The organism is Pseudomonas sp. TH39(2020), from assembly GCF_016650715.1.
Taxonomy (GTDB): domain Bacteria; phylum Pseudomonadota; class Gammaproteobacteria; order Pseudomonadales; family Pseudomonadaceae; genus Aquipseudomonas; species Aquipseudomonas mandelii_C.
The window spans coordinates 954,088-972,887 of the sequence record NZ_JAEKFF010000006.1; the positions used below are offsets into that span (position 1 = coordinate 954,088).

Genomic DNA, 18,800 nt, shown 5'->3' on the forward strand with positions numbered 1-18,800 from the left:
GTGAGGAATGCTGAATGCCTGATGAGATGTTGCAATTGCCTATGGTCAATAGCGTGCTGGAGCGCCACAAGGGCTCTGCGGGCGCACTGTTGCCGATTCTTCATGAGATTCAGGAGGGCATCGGTTACATCCCCGATGCCGCCATCCCCGAGATTGCCCACGCGCTGAACCTGAGTCAGGCCGAGGTTCGCGGGGTGATCAGCTTTTACCATGACTTCCGCACTGCGCCTCCGGCCCGGCATATCCTGCGTCTTTGCCGGGCCGAGTCCTGCAAGAGCCGAGGTGCCGAGCAGTTGGCCGCGCAGTTGCGCGAACGCCTGCAACTGGACGATCACGGCAGCAGCGCCGACGGCAGCATCAGTTTGCGCCCGGTGTATTGCCTCGGCGCCTGCGCCTGTTCGCCCGCGCTGGAGCTGGATGGTCAGGTGCATGCGCGGCTCAGTGCCGAGCGTCTGGATGCCTTGCTTGATGCTTGCCGGGAGGACGCATGATGTCGCGCCTCTATCTGCCCAGTGATTCTCTGGCCCGCGCCGTGGGTGCCGACGAAGTGGCGGTCGCCCTTGCCGCGAAGGCCCAGGAACACAACCTGCCGCTGGACCTGCAACGCACCAGCTCGCGCGGCCTGTATTGGCTGGAACCGCTGCTGGAAGTGGACACCCCACAAGGCCGTATCGGCTTTGGCCCGCTGACGGCTGCCGATGTGCCCTCCGTGCTCGAAGCCCTGCAAAGCGAGCCGTCCACCCATCCACTGGCCTTGGGCCTGGTGGAAGAACTGCCTTATCTGAAGACTCAACAACGCCTGCTGTTCGCCCGTGCTGGCATCACCCGGCCGCTGGACCTCGACGATTACCGGGACCATGGCGGTTTCGAGGGTTTGAAAAGAGCCGTCACCATCGGTGGCGAACAGACTGCGACAGAAGTGTTCGATTCAGGCCTGCGTGGCCGTGGCGGCGCGGCTTTCCCCGCTGGGATCAAATGGCGCACGGTGCGCGCGACCCAGGCTGCGCAGAAATACATTGTGTGCAACGCCGACGAAGGCGACTCCGGCACCTTCGCCGATCGAATGTTGATGGAAGGCGACCCCTTCCTGCTGATCGAAGGCATGGCCATTGCCGGCATCACCGTCGGCGCCAGTTACGGCTACATCTATGTGCGTTCGGAATATCCACAATCCGTGGCCACCTTGCGCGAGGCGCTGGACATCGCCCGGACCGCCGGTTACCTCGGCGCCAATGTCGGCGGCAGCGGCCAGGCCTTCGATATGGAAGTGCGCGTCGGTGCCGGCGCTTACATCTGCGGTGAAGAAACTGCGCTGCTGGACTCGCTGGAAGGCAAGCGCGGGATTGTCCGCGCCAAGCCACCGATCCCCGCGTTGAAGGGCCTGTTCGGTTTGCCGACGCTGGTACACAACGTGCTGACCCTGGCTTCGGTGCCGCTGATTCTGGCCAAGGGTGCGCAGTTCTATCGCGATTACGGCATGGGCCGTTCCCTGGGCACGATGCCCTTCCAATTGGCGGGCAATATTCGTCACGGCGGCTTGGTGGAGCGGGCCTTTGGCCTGACCCTGCGGGAACTGGTGGAAGACTACGGCGGCGGAACCGCCAGTGGCCGGCCGCTGAAGGCCGCGCAGGTTGGCGGACCGCTCGGCGCCTGGGTGCCGCCTTCGCAATTCGACACACCGCTGGATTACGAAGCGTTCGCCGGCATCGGCGCGATGCTCGGTCACGGCGGTGTGGTGGTGGCTGACGACAGCCTGGACATGGCCCACATGGCGCGCTTTGCGATGCAGTTCTGTGCCGAGGAATCCTGTGGCAAATGCACCCCGTGCCGCATCGGCTCGACCCGAGGTGTTGAGGTGATCGACCGCCTGCTGGCAGCGCCTGACCAGAGTGGTCGCGATGAGCAGGTGATCATCCTCAAGGACCTGTGCGACACCCTGCAATACGGTTCGCTGTGCGCGTTGGGCGGCATGGTCTCCTTTCCGGTAGCCAGCGCCCTCAAGCACTTCCCCGCCGACTTCGGTCTGCAATCTTCGGAGGCCGACCAATGATCACTCTCTTCGACCCGAACACCGATATCGACTTAGGCACCCCGGCCCGCGACAGCGACGTGCAGGTGACCCTGAACATCGACGGCCGCAGCATTAGCGTGCCCGAAGGCACCTCGGTGATGCGCGCCGCTGCGCTGCTGGGCACCACCATTCCCAAACTGTGCGCCACCGACAGCCTGGAAGCCTTCGGCTCCTGCCGCATGTGCCTGGTGGAGATCGACGGCATGCGCGGCTACCCCGCGTCCTGCACCACGCCGGTCACTGAAGGCATGACCGTGCACACCCAGACGCCAAAACTCGCGACCCTGCGCCGCAACGTCATGGAACTGTACATCTCCGATCACCCGCTGGACTGCCTGACCTGCTCGGCCAATGGCAACTGCGAGCTGCAAACCGTCGCCGGCCAGGTCGGCCTGCGAGAAGTGCGTTACGGCTATGAAGGCGACAACCATCTCGCCGATGTGAAGGACACGTCCAACCCCTACTTCGACTTCGACCCGAGCAAGTGCATCGTCTGCAACCGTTGTGTCCGTGCCTGCGAAGAAACCCAGGGCACCTTTGCCCTGACCATTACCGGGCGCGGTTTCGAATCCCGGGTTGCGGCCGCTGGTGGCGAGAACTTCCTCGACTCGGAATGCGTGTCCTGCGGCGCCTGTGTGCAGGCTTGTCCGACCGCAACCCTGATGGAAAAAAGCGTGGTCGAACTGGGCCAGCCCGAACGCAGCGTCATCACCACCTGCGCCTATTGCGGCGTGGGCTGCTCGTTCCGTGCCGAGATGAAAGGCGACCAGTTGGTGCGCATGGTTCCAGACAAAAACGGCCAGGCCAACCACGGCCACTCCTGCGTCAAAGGGCGCTTTGCCTGGGGCTACGCCACTCACCCGGATCGCATCACCAAGCCGATGATCCGCAAGCACATCAACGACCCTTGGCAGGAAGTCAGTTGGGATGAAGCGGTGACGTACGCCGCCAGCGAATTCCGCCGGTTGCAGCAAAAATATGGCCGCGACTCCATTGGTGGCATCACCTCCAGCCGTTGCACCAACGAAGAAACCTATCTGGTGCAAAAACTGGTACGCGCCGCCTTCGGCAACAACAACGTCGACACCTGTGCGCGGGTCTGCCACTCGCCGACCGGCTATGGCCTGAAACAAACCTTGGGCGAGTCCGCCGGCACCCAGAGCTTCGACTCGGTGATGCAAGCCGACGTGATCCTGGTGATGGGCGCCAACCCCAGCGACGCCCACCCGGTGTTCGCCTCCCAGCTCAAACGCCGCCTGCGTGAAGGCGCGCGACTGATCGTCATCGACCCACGACGCATTGATCTGGTGGATTCGGTGCATGCCCGCGCCGAACTGCACCTGGCCCTGCGCCCGGGCACCAACGTCGCCATGCTCAACGCCCTGGCCCACGTCATCGTCACCGAAGGCCTGTTGAACCAAGCCTTTATCGACGCCCGTTGCGAGGACAACGAATTCGCTCACTGGCGCGAGTTCGTCAGCCGCGCGGAAAACTCGCCGGAAGTGCTTGGTGAAATCTGCGGCGTGGCCCCAGCCGACATCCGCGCCGCCGCGCGCCTGTATGCCACCGGCGGCAACGCAGCGATCTATTACGGGCTGGGCGTCACCGAGCACAGTCAGGGCAGCACCGCGGTCATGGGCATCGCCAACCTGGCCATGGCCACTGGCAACATCGGCCGCGAAGGCGTGGGCGTGAACCCATTGCGAGGGCAGAACAACGTTCAGGGCTCCTGCGACATGGGCTCCTTCCCCCATGAGCTGCCCGGCTACCGCCACATCTCCAACGAGGTCGTTCGCGCACAATTCGAACAGGCCTGGAATGTCACCCTGCAACCCGATCCGGGCCTGCGCATTCCCAACATGTTCGAAGCCGCCCTCAGCGGCAGCTTCAAGGGCCTGTATTGCCAGGGCGAGGACATCGCCCAGAGCGACCCGAATACCCAACACGTCACCGCAGCCCTGTCCGCCATGGAATGCATCGTGGTGCAGGACATTTTCCTCAACGAAACCGCCAAGTTCGCCCACGTGTTCCTGCCGGGCTGCTCGTTCCTGGAAAAAGACGGCACCTTCACCAACGCCGAGCGGCGCATCTCCCGAGTGCGCAAGGTCATGGACCCTCTGGGCGGCAAGGCCGACTGGGAAGGCACCGTGGCTCTGGCCAACGCGTTGGGCTACCCGATGAACTACCAGCACCCGTCAGAAATCATGGATGAAATCGCCAGCCTGACGCCGACCTTCACCAACGTCAGCTACGCCGAACTGGATCGCCACGGCAGCCTGCAATGGCCGTGCAACGCCGCGGCACCGGACGGCACGCCGACCATGCACATCGAGGAATTCGTGCGCGGCAAGGGGCGTTTCATGCTCACCGGTTACGTGCCCACCGAGGAAAAGGTCAACAATCGCTATCCACTGCTGCTGACCACCGGGCGCATCCTCAGCCAGTACAACGTCGGCGCTCAGACCCGACGCACCGAAAACGTTGCCTGGCATGACGAAGATCGCCTGGAAATCCACCCGACCGACGCCGAGAGCCGTGGCATCAACGAAGGTGACTGGGTCGGCATCGGCAGCCGCGCCGGCCAGACCGTACTGCGTGCGCGGGTCACCGAACGGGTCGCCCCGGGCGTGGTGTACACCACCTTCCACTTCCCTGAATCGGGGGCCAACGTCATCACCACCGACAACTCCGACTGGGCCACCAACTGTCCGGAGTACAAGGTCACCGCCGTGGAAGTCAGCCGCGTCTACCACCCTTCCGAGTGGCAAAAACGCTATCAGGAATTCAGTGACAACCAACAACGCCTGCTCGACGAACGCCGCCAGGCACGCACCGCCGGAGCAAAAGCCGAGGTACGCCGATGAGCACTGAAAACCTGATCAAAATGGTCAACCAGATCGCCCAGTACTTCGCCAGTGAACCGGACCAGCAACAGGCCGTGCTCGGCGTGCGTAATCATCTGCAGATGTACTGGACGCCCGGCATGCGCAAGGAATTGCTGGCCTGGCAGACGGAGCATCAGGGGGCAGACTTGCACCCGCTGGCGCAGGCGGCGGTCAGTGGGGCGGGCTGGGAGGCTTAGGTCCACACGATCTTAAGCCTGACCGAAAAACCTGTGGGAGCGAGCCTGCTCGCGAAGAGGGAGTGTCAATCGACCTATATGGCGCCTGACACTCCGCTTTCGCGAGCAGGCTCGCTCCCACAGGGGCTACTCATCAGCATCGGTCCCGTGGTAGTCCGAATCCTCAACCTCGATGCACCGGCAACACCACCAACGCCTCCAACCCGCCCTTCGACCGATTACGCAGTGTCAGCTCGCCTCCGTGTTCCAGCACAATCGCCCGCGCCGCCGACAACCCCAAACCAACACCCCCAGTGCTTTTGTTCCGCGAACCTTCCATTCTGAAGAATGGCGCGAACACTTGTTCGAGGCTGGAGTCAGGAATGCCCGGCCCACGATCCAGTATTTTGATCCGCACCTCTCCGGTACCCGGGATCAGTTCAATCGCCGGCTCACTACCGTACTTGATCGCGTTATCAAGCAGATTGGTCATCACCCGCTTAAGCCCCAACGGTCGCCCGAAATAAACCAACCGCGATGGCCCGCTGAACGTAATGTCGATGCCCTGATCGCGGTAATCATCCAGCAACGTTTGCAACAGTTCCGCCAGATCAAACTGGGTCGCCGGTTCAAGCCGCGCATCATCACGAAAGAACTCCAGCGCCGAGTTGATCATCGCCTGCATTTCATCCACGTCACGAAACAGCCGTTGCTGTTGCTCGCTGTCTTCGATGAATTCGCCGCGCAAGCGCATCCGCGTCAGAGGCGCGCGCAGGTCGTGGGAGATGGCGGCGAGCATTTGCGTGCGATCGCGGATGAAGTGTTGCAACTGGGCTTGCATGGCATTGAACGCAAGAATGGCCTGGCGGATTTCGTGGGGGCCGAGCGGTTCGATCGGCGGTGCGCGGAAGTCCACGCCGAAGCGTCGGGCACCTTCGGCAAAGTGCTGCAAAGGTGTGGCGAGGCGCCGGGTAGCGATCAGTGCGACCAGCGCAGTGGAGATCAGCACCAGCAGGATGACGATCAGGTAACGTGGCGCTTCGTCGAGCCCCCAACTGCGCGAAGGCGCGGAGAACATCAGCCATGTCGAATCCGATAGCTCGATCAGCAGCGCGTAATGGGCGTCCGCCGTGTGTTCCGTCCAGTCGGCCGGTTCATAGGCTTCGATGCGCCGGTCAGGGGTTTTGAGCATGGGCTGCAGAATGGTCGAGCCGATGCCGGACTTCGGATCTTCTACGGGCGGCAGATGGAGATCGTGTCGATCAGGGTGCCAACTGACGGTGAAGCCGTTCTCGCCGGCAGCTTGCACCAATGAGTTTCGAAGGGGCGCCGGTGCAGCCTCGATGACGCGGGTGATGGCCGCGGCTTTTTCCAGCAAACCGATCTCGGTCAACGGCGGGCGCGCCCATACCCCGGCCAGTTGGATAAACAGCCCATTGAGTGCCAATGAAATGAGCATGGCCAGGATGATCGTCAACGCGATCCAGCGCGCCACCGTATCTTGTGGCCAGTCTCGGGAGCGAATCCGCTTCAGCCAGCTCATCGCCGTGTCACGCTGGGGGTGAACAGGTAACCGCCATTGCGCACGGTGCGAATCATCGCCGGCCGCTTGGTGTCGGACTCGAGTTTGCGCCGCAGGCGGCTGACTTGAACGTCGATGCTGCGATCGAACGCCTCATGACAATGCCCACGCGCCAGGTCCAGCAACTGCTCGCGGGTGAGGATGCGCTGCGGGTGTTCGACAAAGACCAGCAGCAAGTCAAACTCACCGGCCGACAGCGGAATCATCACGTTGTCCGGCGAGCGAAGCTCACGACGGGTGACGTCCAGGTGCCAGTCGGCGAAGTCGATCAGCGGCCGTGGCCGTTCCTGCGATACCGGACGGCGCTCGTCCACGCGACGCAGCACGGCGCGCACCCTGGCCAACAGCTCACGGGCGTCGAAGGGTTTGGTCAGGTAATCGTCGGCCCCCAGTTCAAGGCCAACCACTCGGTCGCTGAGTTCGCCCATGGCCGTAAGCATGATCACGGGAATGGAATGTCGAATCCGCAGTTGCTGACACAGGATCAAACCGCTGTCCCCCGGCAACATCACGTCAAGAATGATCAGGTCCGGTGGCTGGCGCTCGATGGCCGCCCACAGCGACGCGCCGTCGGTGGCGACTTCGACGCTGTAGCCGTGCTGCACGAAGAATTTTTTCAGTAGATCGAGAACCTCAAGGTCGTCGTCCACAATTAAAAGGCTGATCACCGAAAGTCACTTAAGGGGCGAATGGAACCGCCATCTAAAACCATTCACGGCAGCGCGTCATATATTTCAATCCTGCAATAAAACGTCAGCGCCGCAATAAACCAGACATCTTTGCGCAAGGCTTGGGGTCCAGCATCTCGGCGAATTCCTCCCGAGAATCGCGTCCATGTTGCCTTTCAAATATGTTCCCTGGCTGACCCGCAACACCTCGGTTGCCGTCCTGGCCGCCGGGTTGGCGGGTTGCAGCAGTCAGCCGTCGTCCACCGATGTGAGTTGCGCCGACATCGCCTATTCGGTGTACGACCCGGCGGAACCGTTCAATCGTGGGGTCTTCGCGTTTAACCGGGTGGTCGACGACTATGCGCTGGCGCCGGTCGCTCGCGGCTATCGCTACTCGCCGGACTTTTTCCAGACCGGTGTGCATAACTTTGTGGCGAACTTCGGCGAGCCCAAGGTGTTCATCAATGACCTGCTGCAAGGCAACCCGATGCGCTCGGCCAATACGCTGGGGCGTTTCGTGCTGAACACCACGGTCGGTGTAGTGGGCTTGATCGATGTCTCCGGCATGGCCGGCATCCCGCGTCACGACGCGGACTTCGGCCAGACGTTCGGCGTGTGGGGCATCGGCAACGGGCCGATCGTCGAGTTGCCATTGCTTGGCACTTCCAACAGCCGCGACGCCGTCGGCCGCGTGCTCGGTTTTGTGGTCGATCCGTTTGGCAGCAACAGCGACACCGTGGACACGCTGTCCACGATCAACACGGTCGGCGGCTTCGTCGATGGCCGCGCAGAAGCCTTACCGCTGACCGACAGCCTGCAAAAACTGCCGGACTACTACAGCGCGTTACGCAACGTGGTTGCCGAGCATCGTGCCGCTTACATCGCCGATGGCAAACAAGGCTCGGCGCAGACAACCAAACATCAATGCACAGGAGCACCGGCCGATGGTTTCTGAAGGCAATGGCCTGACTCTGCAGCAACGGGTCATCCAGCACGACCCGGCCACTCTGCACTGTCGGGAAATCACCCTGCGCCTGTCAGCGGACTGTCGCCATCTGGTGCTCAGCCGCTACACCGAACACTACGGCCCGGCGCTGGTGCGCTGGATTGAGCGTAGCCACACGGTGTCCGTGACAGAGCTGTTTCGCTGGCTTGTGGCCAATGGCGAGACGGAGGAAATGAAGGCGGACAGCGAGCTGTTGTCTTGACTGTCGGATTCGAGCCAGTTGCAATTCATTGACCTCAGCTGCGTTATCATCCCGCGCTTCTCTGTTCCAAGAACCTGGATGTCCATGTCTTTGCCGCTGCCTGACGATCATCAATCCCTGCCCCCTGTCCTGGTCGGGCCGCTGTTGCGGCGTCTGGAGCCCACGCGGTTGGTGATGTGGCTGGTGGGGTCGCGGGCATTGTCGCTGAGGTTGCGCCTGCAAGATCGCGACGCCATTCACCTCGACGCGAGTCAGTGCACGGTCATTGCGGTGGGCACCCAGGCCTTTGTTCATTTGATCGATGTGTCGCTGGACGCCGCCCTGCCCTGCGACACGTTAATCGAATACGACCTGTTGATTGACGACGCTGGCGCAGGCATCGCCGATTGGGCCCCGCACTTGCTGTACGGAGACGCCCGTTGCCCAAACTTTGTCCTGCGTAAACGGGCCGATCATCTGCTGCATGGTTCTTGCCGCAAACCTCACCATCCAGCCCCGGACGGTTTGCTGTGCGTCGATCGTTTGTTGGAGGCGGAGCCGGACGCACACAAACGTCCGGCGCTGTTGATGATGAGTGGCGATCAGGTGTATGCCGACGATGTCGCGGGGCCGATGCTGCGAGCCATCCATGCCTTGATCAAGCGACTTGGTCTGTTCGAAGAGCACCTCGAAGGCGCAGTGGTCAGCGACAGCGCCAAACTCTACGAGCACCCCGCCAGCTACTACCATCGCGCGGATTTGTTACCGGCGCTGGAGAGCAACGAAACCCTGCGCGAGCGATTTTTCGGTGGGGCGCGTAAGCCGATTTTCACCAGCAGCAGTGCCGACAACCATCTGGTGACGTTTGCCGAAGTCATGGCCATGTACCTGCTGGTCTGGTCGCCAACACCCTGGACATTGATCGCCCCGCAACCGCCGGCACTGACACCTGAACGACGCGAGCGTTATGCGCTTGAGCAGACGCGCATCGATGGTTTCAAGGCCGGTCTGGGAGGCGTCGCCCGAGCACTCGCGCACCTGCCGTGCCTGATGATTTTCGACGATCACGATATTACCGATGACTGGAATCTTTCCGCGCAATGGGAGGAAACGGCCTACGGCCATCCGTTCTCCAGGCGCATCATCGGCAACGCACTGATTGCTTATATGCTGTGCCAAGGCTGGGGCAACAACCCGGATGCGTTCGGCGCTGTGCTGGAGAAGGCCAGCGGATTGAGCGCGACCGGGCATGACCGCTACCTCGACAGTGACATTCAGGACGAGTTGATTGACCAACTGCTGAGATTTCAGAACTGGCATTACGTGCTGCCCACCCGCCCGGCCATCGTGGTGCTCGACACCCGCACCCGGCGCTGGCGCAGCGAGATGAACCTCAAGCAGCCTTCGGGTTTGCTGGACTGGGAAGCCCTCAGCGAACTGCAACAGGAACTGCTCGATCACCCTTCGGCCATCATCGTTTCGCCGGCACCGATCTTCGGCGTCAAACTGATCGAAACCGTGCAGCGCGTCTTCAGCTGGTGCGGTTATCCCCTGCTGGTGGACGCCGAAAACTGGATGGCTCATCGCGGTGCGGCCCAGGTGATCCTGAATATTTTCCGACACTCGCGTACACCCGGTAATTACGTGGTGCTGTCGGGCGATGTGCATTATTCCTTCGTCTACGAAGTACTGATCCGACACCGCAAGGCCGGCCCGCGAATCTGGCAGATCACCAGCAGTGGCATCAAAAACGAATTCCCTCCCGCCCTGCTCGAGTGGTTCGACCGCCTCAACCGCTGGCTCTACTCGCCCCGCTCGCCACTGAACTGGCTGACCAAACGCCGGCGCATGCGCATTGTTCCGCATGTCCCGGAACATGCTGAAGCGGGTGAACGGCTGTGGAATTCGGCGGGGATCGGGCAAGTGTTCTTTAATGAAAAGGGACAGCCGCAGGAGATCTATCAGCACAACTCAAACGGTTCGCCGAAGACGCGGATGGTTGCGCCTGAGAATGACGACTGAAGGCTGATCGTTCCCACGCTCTGCGTGGGAATGCCTCAAGGGACGCTCCGCGTTCCAGCTCTCGAAAGGGACGCGGAGCGTCCCGGGCTGCATTCCCACGCAGAGCGTGGGAACGATCGGTGGGGGTAGCCATTTCATTATTTGATCGGTGTCGCTCATGAACCTCACCCGAACCCTGATCATTGGTAACTCCGGCTCCGGCAAAAGCTGGCTGGCAGAACGACTGGCCAAGCACCTGCAAGTGCCGTGGGTCGATCTCGATACGATTCACTGGTTGTCCGATGAACACAGCTTCCCCCGCCCCCGCGCCGAGGCGTTGGGCATGGCACGGGTGCTTGCCAGTAAAGAGCGCTGGGTGATCGAAGGCGTTTACGGCTGGATCGTCACCGAACTCTTGCCCCGGGCGACAGCACTGATCTGGCTGTGTGTTGAAGATGAGGAATGTGTTGCCAATATTCGTCAGCGAGAGGCGCAGCGGGACAAGAATGACGAGTTGTTGATTGCTTTGGTCGACTGGGCCAGCAGCTATCGTACGCGCGAAGAGTCCAGTGGATTCGCCGCGCATCAGCAACTGTTCGAAGGATTTAGCGGTTCGAAACTCAAACTCAGGGATCGAACCGAAATCACAACATTCACGAACACCGTGATACAAGCCAACTAACTCACACTGTTTACCAAGGATACGTATGTTTGCACGGAGCAAATTAGTCCCCGAATTAATGGTCACGGACATCAAGAAAAGCCTTCACTTCTGGACATCCCTGATCGGTTTTCAAATCGCCTATGAACGTCCCGAAGTCGGTTTTGCCTACCTCGATCAAAACGGCGTTCAGGTCATGTTGGAGCAATACGACCCGACCGAAGGCCAGTGGATGACCGGCGCACTGCAAGCACCGTTCGGTCGAGGCATAAACTTTCAAATCACGGTCGATGTCGTCGAGCCGATACTCCAGCGCCTGGCCGACGTTGAATGGCCGCTGTTTCGCCCAAGCACCGATGTCTGGTATCGCGCCGATGCGGTGGAAGTCGGCCAGCGTGAATTTCTGGTGCAGGATCCGGACGGTTATCTGGTTCGCCTGGTGGAGAGTTTGGGGGAGCGATCAAAAAACTTGGGGGCCGAGGGATGTCGAGTAAATCGGATCGGGATTACATCGATCACGGAAACGTCTTGAAGAATCTTCGGCGATACTCAGGACAAGCGCGGATGCATCGTCTGCGCAACGACCACTCGTAGGTATCACCTTGTCATCCTGTACTCATTTCTGTACGTTCTTTGCATCGAGCGAGGACTACAACATGCAAACCATCAACTACACCACCGCACGTGCACATCTGGCCGAAACCATGGATCGGGTCAATGAAGACCGCGCTCCACTGTTGGTCACTCGCCAGAAAGGCGAACCCGTGGTGATGATGTCTCTGGCGGAGTACAACGCCCTCGAAGAGACAGCCTATCTACTTCGCTCCCCTGCTAATGCTGAACGCCTGATCAAATCGATCGGCAACCTGCGGGCAGGGAAAACTAAAACCAGGCAACTCATCGAAGAATGAATATTGAGTTCACTCCTGAAGGTTGGGAAGACTATCTGTGGTTCCAACAAAACGATAAGGCAGGACTCAAGCGAATCAACCTGCTGATCAAATCAATCCAGCGCGAGCCGTTCGATGGACTCGGAAAACCTGAACCGCTCAAATACAATTTGAGCGGCTTCTGGTCGCGGCGGATTACAGCCGAGCATCGCTTGGTCTATGCAGTCGAGGACGGTGAAATACGCATCGTGATGTGTAGATACCACTACTGAGATAAGTCTCAGGCCGCGCTCACCGCCCGGCAAACCCCTCTCACAATCATCTCCACCTCCCGCTCATCAATCGTCAGCGGCGGCAGCAAGCGAATGGTCTTGCCCCGTGTCACGTTGATCAGCAAGCCGTGATCCCGTGCGGCGATGAGGGTCAGGTCGCGAATCGGCTGTTTGAGTTCGATGCCGATCATTAAACCCTGGCCGCGGATCGCCAATACGTTCGGGTCGTCCGCCAATTCAATGCGCAATCTGGCCAGCAGACGCTCGCCCTGAAGTTTGGCGTTTTCCAGCAGCCGTTGTTCTTCGATGATCTCCAGCACCGTGCAACCCACGCGGCACGCCAGTGGATTACCGCCGAAGGTGCTGCCGTGACTGCCGGGGGTGAAGAGGTCGGCGGCTTTGCCTCGGGCCAGGCAGGCGCCGATGGGAATACCGTTGCCCAGGCCTTTGGCCAGGGTCATGACGTCCGGAACGATGCCTTCGTGCTGAAAGGCAAACCACTGGCCGGTGCGGCCGATGCCCGTCTGGATTTCGTCGAGCATCAGCAGCCACGCGCGCCGAGTGCAGCGTTCGCGAATGGCTTTCAGGTAACCGGGCGGGGCCATTTGGACACCGCTTTCGCCCTGAATCGGCTCCATCAGGATCGCCACGATGCGCGGGCCGTGGGCTTGCTGCACCTTGTCCAGCGCCTTGAGGTCGCCGAATGGCACTTTGACGAAATCCCCCGGCAACTCGTTGAAGCCCAGGCGCACGGCCGGGCCATCACTGGCGGACAAAGTGCCGAGGGTCCGGCCGTGAAAGGCGTTCTCCATGACCACCACCAGCGGTTGTTCTATGCCTTTTTGCCAGCCATACAGCCGAGCGAGTTTCAGCGCGGTCTCGTTGGCTTCGGCACCGGAGTTGTTAAAGAACGCTCGCTCCATGCCCGCCAATTGCGTCAGTTTCTGCGCCAGCCGTTGTTGCCAGTCGATGCTGTAGAGGTTGGAAGTGTGCAACAGCAACCCGGCCTGTTCGCTGATGGCCGAGACGATTTTCGGATGGGAGTGACCGACGTTGGTCACTGCCACGCCCGCCACCGCGTCCAGGTATTCACGACCGGCCTGATCCCACAGGCGCGTGCCCAGACCCTTGGTGAAACTCAAGGCCAAGGGTTGGTAAGTGCTCATCAGGCAGGCGGCGGTCATGACATCAAGCTCCATCAATGGTCGGTGTTTTTGCAGTATGGTTAGCCACCTGAGCTAGATAAACGCTGCAACACTTCAATCATTTTAAAGCTGGGCTTGATAATGGATTTGTTCCAGGCAATGACTGTTTACGTGCGGGTGGTGGAAACCGGCAGCATGACCGCCGCCGCGTTGCAGTGCGAAATGTCCACCACCATGGTCGGCAATCACTTGCGGGCGTTGGAGCAACGACTGGGTGTGCGTCTGCTCAACCGTACGACGCGACGCCAGCGGTTAACGGAATTCGGCACGGCCTACTATCAACGCTGCCTCGAAGTGCGGGGGCTGGTGGCCGATTCCGAACGGCTGGCCGAGCAGGCCCTCGACGAGCCGAGCGGCACCCTACGCATCACCGCGCCGCTGACGTTCGGCAGCGAAAAACTGGCACCCGCCCTGAGTGAATTTGCCCTGCTGTGTCCACGCGTCAAATTGGATGTGGTCCTCACCAATCGCCGTCCGGACCTGCTCGAAAACGGTTTCGACGTGGCGTTTCGCCTGGGCAATACCGAGGAGACCCACCTGATCGCCCGTCCACTCCTCGACTACAGCCTGACCATGTGTGCATCACCGGAGTACCTGGCGCGCAAAGGCACACCGCAGAAACCTGATGATCTGCAACACCACGACTGTCTGTCCTTTGCCTATCCGGCCGGGGATGACTGGCAGTCGGTGGAAAAACATTGGCGCCTGACCGGTCCCGAGGGCGAAGTGGCGGTAGCGGTCAATGGACCGATGTTGATCAACAGTTCGGCAGGACTTCATCAAGCGGCGCGAACCGGCATGGGCATCGTGGTGTTGCCTGATGCGTTGATGGAGCAAGACCTCAAGGACGGGAAACTGGTGGCATTGATGCAGAATTACCTGCCGCCGAGCCGACCGATGAACCTGATGTATGCCCAGGATCGCTATCGTTTGCCAAAACTGCGTAGTTTCGTCGACTTTGCCTTGCAGAGATGGGGCAAGCACTAGCCGACCGAATACCCCATGCACTAATCTCCTCGACAGGCGAGTCACTTAGATATCAGAGAAGCAGGGAGTGCGGAGATGGGTGAGGCGTCGAATATCGAGCCGTTGAAGTTCAATCTGTCGGATTTGAACGAAGACATGCTGCACACCATTCTGGAACTGGTCAGCGACGGCATCTGGGACTGGAACGCCAACACCGGGTTCGTCTATCGCAACCCCGGGTGGTACGAGATGCTCGGCTACCCGCCTCATTCCCTGAATAACAACGTGTTGACCTGGGAAAACGTGATCCATCCCGACGATTACCTGCAGGTCATGGCGCAGTTCGATGACTACCTGAGTCAGCGCGCCCCCGGCTATCAGGCTGAATATCGCTGCCGCATGCAGGATGGCAGCTATACCTGGATCGAAGACCGTGGCTACGTTTTGGCACGCAATGCCGACGGCTCGGTGGCGCGGATGGTCGGCGCACACCGCAGCATCGACGACAAGAAGCGCCTGTACGAAGCGCTTGAGCGGCGCAACCAATCCCTTGAAGCGATCGTTGAAGAACGCACCCGAGAGTTGTCTCGCGTCAATCAGCAACTGCAAATCCAACTCGAAGAAAACCGCAAACTGGCGGAAACCGACGCACTGACCTCAATCGCCAATCGCTATCTTCTGGAAAAGGCCCTGCCCCAGGAATGCGAACGCGCCCAGCGCTTTCGACAACCGCTGTCGCTGATCGCCATGGACATCGACGACTTCAAGAACATCAACGATCACTATGGCCATGCGCTAGGCGATGCGGCATTGGTGCAGGTGGTCGAGAGCGTGAAGCACTGTATGCGTGAAGGCGATCTGCTTGCGCGTTGGGGCGGCGATGAGTTCATCATGATCCTTCCCAATACACCACTCGCCGACGCCCGGACCCTCGCCGAACGTATCCGCCATGGCCTCGCAAGCCTGCTGCCAGTGGGGGACTTTCAAGTGACCATGAGTTTTGGCGTGGTTCAGCGCTTTGAAGAAGAACAACAGACCGGACTGCTGGCCAGGGCCGATCAGGCACTGTATCGGTCAAAGATCGCGGGCAAGAATGTGATTTCGGGGTAAGGGCTATGCCCTTCACTTCTCACATCCCCGCCTTCACCAATACCGGTTTCTCCTGATACCGATCCGGATACAGCTGCTTCAACTGCGCGACCTTCGGCAGATCGTTGATCACAATGTACGGATAGGTCGAATGCTCGGTCAGAAAGTCCTGATGTTCCTCCTCGGCCGGGTAGAAACCGTTGTAGGTCTCCAGCTTGGTGACAATGGGTTTGTTGAACGAATGGGCGGTGCCGAGCTGGGCGATGTAGGCCTGGGCGACACGTTGCTGTTCAGTGTTTTCCGGGAAAAGCGCCGAGCGATACTGAGTGCCGCTGTCAGGTCCCTGACGGTTGAGTTCGGTAGGGTTGTGAGCCACCGAGAAGTAGATTTGCAGCAAGGTGCCGTAGCTGACCTGACGGGGGTCGAAGGTGACTTCGACGGATTCCGCATGACCGGTATCGCCACTGCTGACCCGCTCGTACTGAGCGGTGTTGGCTGCACCGCCGGCATAACCGGAGACCGCTTTCTTCACCCCTTTGACATGCTGGAACACCCCTTGGACGCCCCAGAAGCAACCGCCGGCAAAGACCGCCCTTTCGCTGTCGACCTGGGTGGTTTCGTCGAGGGTGGGTGGAGGAATAATGACCGAGTCTTCCGCTGCACCGAAGGAGAACGCCAGGCATTGGCCGATGACGCCAGCAGCGGCCAGGCCCAACAGGGTGCGGCGCCAGGTGAATAGGGTTTTCATGAGGCTGACTCCTGAATGACTGAAATGACTGAAATGACTGAAATGACTGAAATGACGATCAACCGAACGTAAACGCATACGCCGACACTCCGGGATCGAGAAACTCGATGCTGAAGGTCCGATCCGTCACGCCGCCCGTTTGGCGCACCAATTGGTACAAGCGTTGTTCAGTCACGCTGCCGCTACCGTCGGGCGCCACGTCGGTACCGTGGGCATCGCTGGGGACTTTTCCGTCAACCAACACTTTGAAACGCACCGGTTTACCGTCAGCGCCAGGCCCCAGCACCAGGTGCAGATCGCGGGCATGGAAGCGGTAGACGATGCGACTGGCTGGCGCGCTTGAAGTCGCCCGTTCCGGGCCGACATTCCATTGACCGTCCAGGCTCCAGTCGTTGAGTGCTAATTGCGATGGAGCGCTATAGGCCGACTCCTTGTCCGCCACCAGGCTGGTTTCAGGCACGAAATGCTCGGCACGCTGGTAGCCGACATAGGTTTCCGGCGATTGCACTTCGTTCATGTCCGGGGCCAGTTGAACACCCTCGGCGCTGGCATTGATCAGACCGTCCGCGACCTTCGCGGCACCTGCTTCGCGCAGCAGTTGCTGGATCACCCGTTCCGATTCGGCGTACTCGCCCTCACCAAAATGGTGATAACGGATGCGACCTTGAGCATCGGCAAAATAGTGGGCCGGCCAGTATTGGTTGTTGAAAGCTCGCCAGACCTTGAAGTCATTATCGATGGCCACCGGGTAGTTGATGCCCAGGTCCTTCATCGCTTTGGTGACATTGCCTACGTCTCGTTCGAAAGCAAACTCGGGCGCATGGACGCCAATCACCACCAATCCCTGATCGCGGTACTTCTCGGCCCAAGCCTTCACATACGGCAGCGAGCGCAGGCAGTTGATGCAGGAGTAAGTCCAGAAATCCACCAGCACGACTTTGCCTTTCAAGGCCTGCGCTGTAAGGGGTGGCGAGTTTAGCCATTGCACCGCGCCGTCCAGCGGTGGAAGTTTGCCTTCAATCGGCAGTGTACCCGGCGCTTTGTCAGCCGCTTTCATTGCATTTCCCGAGCTCGGAACCTGCGCCATCATTGCCCCGCTAACATTCGGTGATCGGCCGGCCAGCCGTCCCACCAAAGCCTGCTCGATACCGCCGGTGGACGCCGTCGACATCCGCGCCAGAATCCCGGTGTCGAGCCCCAGGGCGATCGCCGCGACACCGGCCAGCATCGCTGCGCCCAGACCTCGACGCAGCCACTCGCCAGCGCCGATGGAACGCTTCATTGCCGCGAAGACTTTACCGCCCAGCAGCAGCGCCACCGCGAGGGAAGTTGCGGCACCCGCGGCGTAGGCCAGCAACAACAGGGTGGTTGCGATGCTTGCCCCTTGCAGCGCGGCGCCAGTCAGCAACAGTCCCAGAATCGGCCCGGCGCACGGAGCCCAGAGAAGGCCTGTGGCGACGCCGATCAGGAACGAAGCGCCAGGACGCGGCTGTGCATCGGCGCCCGCGGCTTCCGACAACCGGCTGCCCGCAGCCACCAGCGGCCGGGTCAGACGTTCGGCCAATCGAGGCAGCAACAGCGTCAGCCCGAACAGTGCAACGAACAGCAACGCGAGCCAGCGACCGTACTGATTGACTTGCACCACCCAACCGCCGCCCACCGCTGCCAGCGAGGCGACGAGTGCGAAGGTCAGCGCCATGCCCGCCAATAGCGGCAACCCGCTCTTCATGAACGGCTGCCCGGTGCGAGCGAAGACAAAGGGCAGCACCGGCAGGATGCACGGGCTGACAATCGTCAGCACACCACCGAGATAAGCGAGGACCAGAAGCCACATAACGTCGACCTGCAAAAATGAGTGAAAGGGAGTACCCGCGGATCAAGCCGTCTTCGGCACAAAAGTCATCGCCAGGCCGTTCATGCAGTAGCGCAGGCCGGTGGGTTTGGGGCCATCGTCAAAGACATGGCCCAGATGACCGCCACAACGCCGACAGTGGACTTCTTCGCGCAGCACCCCGAAGGAACGGTCCTGACGAGTGGCCACAGCCTTCTCCAGCGGTGCCCAGAAGCTCGGCCAACCGGTGCGGCTGTCGAACTTGGTCGCGGAAGAAAACAGCGGCAGATCGCAACCGGCACAGGCAAAAATACCTTCACGATGCTCGTTGTTCAGCGGGCTGCTGTAGGCCCGTTCAGTGCCTTCTTCGCGCAGGATTTCGTACTGCTCGGCGCTGAGCATGGCGCGCCATTCGCTGTCGCTGTGAGTCACCTCGAACACCTCCGCCGCGCTGGCGTCACTGACCAGCGCAGAACTGGCGGCAAATTTTGGCAATACACCGATGACCAGGGCTGCAGCGCCTAGCCCGCCGCTTGCTACGAGAAACTGTCGCCGTGAAAACATGGTC

Annotated in this window: 19 protein-coding genes; 13 read left to right on the forward strand and 6 right to left on the reverse strand. The window is 60.6% G+C overall.

The window, feature by feature from the left end:
* The first annotated feature begins 14 nt into the window (after positions 1 to 14).
* Genes JFU47_RS12365 through JFU47_RS12380 form a run of 4 tightly spaced genes read left to right on the forward strand, consistent with a single transcriptional unit; the run spans position 15 to position 5,153 of the window.
* Positions 15 to 491, forward strand: a complete 477-nt coding sequence (locus tag JFU47_RS12365) for a formate dehydrogenase subunit gamma (RefSeq protein ID WP_123365388.1) — start codon at positions 15 to 17, stop codon at positions 489 to 491.
* Complete coding sequence (locus JFU47_RS12370) at positions 491 to 2,050, forward strand: formate dehydrogenase beta subunit (protein WP_446739633.1); 1,560 nt, start codon at positions 491 to 493, stop codon at positions 2,048 to 2,050. Before JFU47_RS12365 ends, JFU47_RS12370 begins: the two co-directional genes overlap by 1 nt.
* Positions 2,047 to 4,935 (forward strand): formate dehydrogenase subunit alpha, encoded by a 2,889-nt coding sequence (gene fdhF / locus JFU47_RS12375; protein WP_201183261.1) that lies wholly within the window; start codon positions 2,047 to 2,049, stop codon positions 4,933 to 4,935. Before JFU47_RS12370 ends, fdhF begins: the two co-directional genes overlap by 4 nt.
* A complete protein-coding gene (locus JFU47_RS12380) occupies positions 4,932 to 5,153 on the forward strand; it encodes a formate dehydrogenase subunit delta (RefSeq protein WP_046045986.1) in 222 nt (73 codons plus the stop codon). The genes fdhF and JFU47_RS12380 overlap by 4 nt, the downstream gene beginning before the upstream one ends.
* A 163-nt stretch (positions 5,154 to 5,316) precedes the next feature.
* Here the strand turns inward: JFU47_RS12380 and JFU47_RS12385 are convergent, their stop codons facing one another.
* Positions 5,317 to 6,675 (reverse strand): sensor histidine kinase, encoded by a 1,359-nt coding sequence (locus JFU47_RS12385; RefSeq protein ID WP_201183263.1) that lies wholly within the window; start codon positions 6,673 to 6,675, stop codon positions 5,317 to 5,319.
* Complete coding sequence (locus JFU47_RS12390; RefSeq protein WP_201183265.1) at positions 6,672 to 7,382, reverse strand: response regulator; 711 nt, start codon at positions 7,380 to 7,382, stop codon at positions 6,672 to 6,674. Before JFU47_RS12390 ends, JFU47_RS12385 begins: the two co-directional genes overlap by 4 nt.
* Before the next feature lie 166 nt (positions 7,383 to 7,548).
* Here JFU47_RS12390 and JFU47_RS12395 point away from each other — a divergent pair, with 166 nt between their 5' ends.
* From JFU47_RS12395 to JFU47_RS12425, 7 genes are all read left to right on the forward strand, one after another.
* Entirely contained in the window at positions 7,549 to 8,337 is a 789-nt protein-coding gene (locus JFU47_RS12395) for an MlaA family lipoprotein (RefSeq protein WP_201183267.1), read from the forward strand.
* Positions 8,327 to 8,590: a hypothetical protein gene (locus JFU47_RS12400; protein ID WP_201183269.1), complete on the forward strand. Its 264-nt coding sequence runs from the start codon at positions 8,327 to 8,329 to the stop codon at positions 8,588 to 8,590. Before JFU47_RS12395 ends, JFU47_RS12400 begins: the two co-directional genes overlap by 11 nt.
* Positions 8,591 to 8,668: 78 nt before the next feature.
* Positions 8,669 to 10,591 carry an alkaline phosphatase D family protein gene (locus tag JFU47_RS12405; RefSeq protein WP_201183271.1) on the forward strand — a complete coding sequence of 641 codons (1,923 nt, stop codon included), beginning with the start codon at positions 8,669 to 8,671 and terminating at the stop codon, positions 10,589 to 10,591.
* A 157-nt stretch (positions 10,592 to 10,748) separates the two neighbouring features.
* Entirely contained in the window at positions 10,749 to 11,252 is a 504-nt protein-coding gene (locus JFU47_RS12410; protein ID WP_201183273.1) for an adenylate kinase, read from the forward strand.
* Between the two features lie 25 nt (positions 11,253 to 11,277).
* A complete protein-coding gene (locus JFU47_RS12415) occupies positions 11,278 to 11,763 on the forward strand; it encodes a bleomycin resistance protein (protein WP_242485116.1) in 486 nt (161 codons plus the stop codon).
* A gap of 124 nt (positions 11,764 to 11,887) precedes the next feature.
* Positions 11,888 to 12,142, forward strand: coding sequence for a type II toxin-antitoxin system prevent-host-death family antitoxin (locus tag JFU47_RS12420; RefSeq protein WP_134096615.1), 255 nt, complete (start codon positions 11,888 to 11,890; stop codon positions 12,140 to 12,142).
* Positions 12,139 to 12,393: a Txe/YoeB family addiction module toxin gene (locus tag JFU47_RS12425; protein ID WP_140683793.1), complete on the forward strand. Its 255-nt coding sequence runs from the start codon at positions 12,139 to 12,141 to the stop codon at positions 12,391 to 12,393. Before JFU47_RS12420 ends, JFU47_RS12425 begins: the two co-directional genes overlap by 4 nt.
* 8 nt (positions 12,394 to 12,401) lie before the next feature.
* On the opposite strand, the gene JFU47_RS12430 is transcribed toward JFU47_RS12425, so the two are convergent.
* Positions 12,402 to 13,577: an aspartate aminotransferase family protein gene (locus JFU47_RS12430; protein WP_140893430.1), complete on the reverse strand. Its 1,176-nt coding sequence runs from the start codon at positions 13,575 to 13,577 to the stop codon at positions 12,402 to 12,404.
* A 102-nt stretch (positions 13,578 to 13,679) separates the two neighbouring features.
* On the opposite strand from JFU47_RS12430, the gene JFU47_RS12435 reads away from it, so the two are divergent.
* Together JFU47_RS12435 and JFU47_RS12440 are read left to right on the forward strand one after the other, a co-directional pair.
* A complete protein-coding gene (locus tag JFU47_RS12435; RefSeq protein WP_201183275.1) occupies positions 13,680 to 14,585 on the forward strand; it encodes a LysR family transcriptional regulator in 906 nt (301 codons plus the stop codon).
* A 75-nt stretch (positions 14,586 to 14,660) separates the two neighbouring features.
* Positions 14,661 to 15,674 carry a sensor domain-containing diguanylate cyclase gene (locus tag JFU47_RS12440; RefSeq protein WP_201183284.1) on the forward strand — a complete coding sequence of 338 codons (1,014 nt, stop codon included), beginning with the start codon at positions 14,661 to 14,663 and terminating at the stop codon, positions 15,672 to 15,674.
* A gap of 19 nt (positions 15,675 to 15,693) precedes the next feature.
* Here JFU47_RS12440 and msrA read toward each other — a convergent pair whose 3' ends face one another.
* Genes msrA through msrB form a run of 3 tightly spaced genes read right to left on the reverse strand, consistent with a single transcriptional unit; the run spans position 15,694 to position 18,796 of the window.
* Positions 15,694 to 16,401, reverse strand: coding sequence for a peptide-methionine (S)-S-oxide reductase MsrA (gene msrA, locus JFU47_RS12445; protein WP_201183286.1), 708 nt, complete (start codon positions 16,399 to 16,401; stop codon positions 15,694 to 15,696).
* A gap of 58 nt (positions 16,402 to 16,459) precedes the next feature.
* Complete coding sequence (locus JFU47_RS12450) at positions 16,460 to 18,235, reverse strand: cytochrome c biogenesis protein DipZ (protein ID WP_201183288.1); 1,776 nt, start codon at positions 18,233 to 18,235, stop codon at positions 16,460 to 16,462.
* A 42-nt stretch (positions 18,236 to 18,277) separates the two neighbouring features.
* On the reverse strand, positions 18,278 to 18,796 hold the full coding sequence (msrB, locus tag JFU47_RS12455) for a peptide-methionine (R)-S-oxide reductase MsrB (protein ID WP_201183290.1): 519 nt from the start codon (positions 18,794 to 18,796) through the stop codon (positions 18,278 to 18,280).
* Between the last annotated feature and the right edge of the window lie 4 nt (positions 18,797 to 18,800).

Excerpts from the sequence above, each read along its gene's own strand:
- JFU47_RS12365 (WP_123365388.1), top strand. The coding sequence starts at position 15 with ATGCCTGATGAGATGTTGCAATTGCCTATGGTCAATAGCGTGCTGGAG.
- JFU47_RS12370 (WP_446739633.1), top strand. The coding sequence starts at position 491 with ATGTCGCGCCTCTATCTGCCCAGTGATTCTCTGGCCCGCGCCGTGGGT.
- fdhF (WP_201183261.1), top strand. The coding sequence starts at position 2,047 with ATGATCACTCTCTTCGACCCGAACACCGATATCGACTTAGGCACCCCG.
- JFU47_RS12380 (WP_046045986.1), top strand. The coding sequence starts at position 4,932 with ATGAGCACTGAAAACCTGATCAAAATGGTCAACCAGATCGCCCAGTAC.
- JFU47_RS12385 (WP_201183263.1), bottom strand. The coding sequence starts at position 6,675 with ATGAGCTGGCTGAAGCGGATTCGCTCCCGAGACTGGCCACAAGATACG.
- JFU47_RS12395 (WP_201183267.1), top strand. The coding sequence starts at position 7,549 with ATGTTGCCTTTCAAATATGTTCCCTGGCTGACCCGCAACACCTCGGTT.
- JFU47_RS12400 (WP_201183269.1), top strand. The coding sequence starts at position 8,327 with ATGGTTTCTGAAGGCAATGGCCTGACTCTGCAGCAACGGGTCATCCAG.
- JFU47_RS12405 (WP_201183271.1), top strand. The coding sequence starts at position 8,669 with ATGTCCATGTCTTTGCCGCTGCCTGACGATCATCAATCCCTGCCCCCT.
- JFU47_RS12410 (WP_201183273.1), top strand. The coding sequence starts at position 10,749 with ATGAACCTCACCCGAACCCTGATCATTGGTAACTCCGGCTCCGGCAAA.
- JFU47_RS12415 (WP_242485116.1), top strand. The coding sequence starts at position 11,278 with ATGTTTGCACGGAGCAAATTAGTCCCCGAATTAATGGTCACGGACATC.
- JFU47_RS12420 (WP_134096615.1), top strand. The coding sequence starts at position 11,888 with ATGCAAACCATCAACTACACCACCGCACGTGCACATCTGGCCGAAACC.
- JFU47_RS12425 (WP_140683793.1), top strand. The coding sequence starts at position 12,139 with ATGAATATTGAGTTCACTCCTGAAGGTTGGGAAGACTATCTGTGGTTC.
- JFU47_RS12430 (WP_140893430.1), bottom strand. The coding sequence starts at position 13,577 with ATGACCGCCGCCTGCCTGATGAGCACTTACCAACCCTTGGCCTTGAGT.
- JFU47_RS12435 (WP_201183275.1), top strand. The coding sequence starts at position 13,680 with ATGGATTTGTTCCAGGCAATGACTGTTTACGTGCGGGTGGTGGAAACC.
- JFU47_RS12440 (WP_201183284.1), top strand. The coding sequence starts at position 14,661 with ATGGGTGAGGCGTCGAATATCGAGCCGTTGAAGTTCAATCTGTCGGAT.
- msrA (WP_201183286.1), bottom strand. The coding sequence starts at position 16,401 with ATGAAAACCCTATTCACCTGGCGCCGCACCCTGTTGGGCCTGGCCGCT.
- JFU47_RS12450 (WP_201183288.1), bottom strand. The coding sequence starts at position 18,235 with ATGTGGCTTCTGGTCCTCGCTTATCTCGGTGGTGTGCTGACGATTGTC.
- msrB (WP_201183290.1), bottom strand. The coding sequence starts at position 18,796 with ATGTTTTCACGGCGACAGTTTCTCGTAGCAAGCGGCGGGCTAGGCGCT.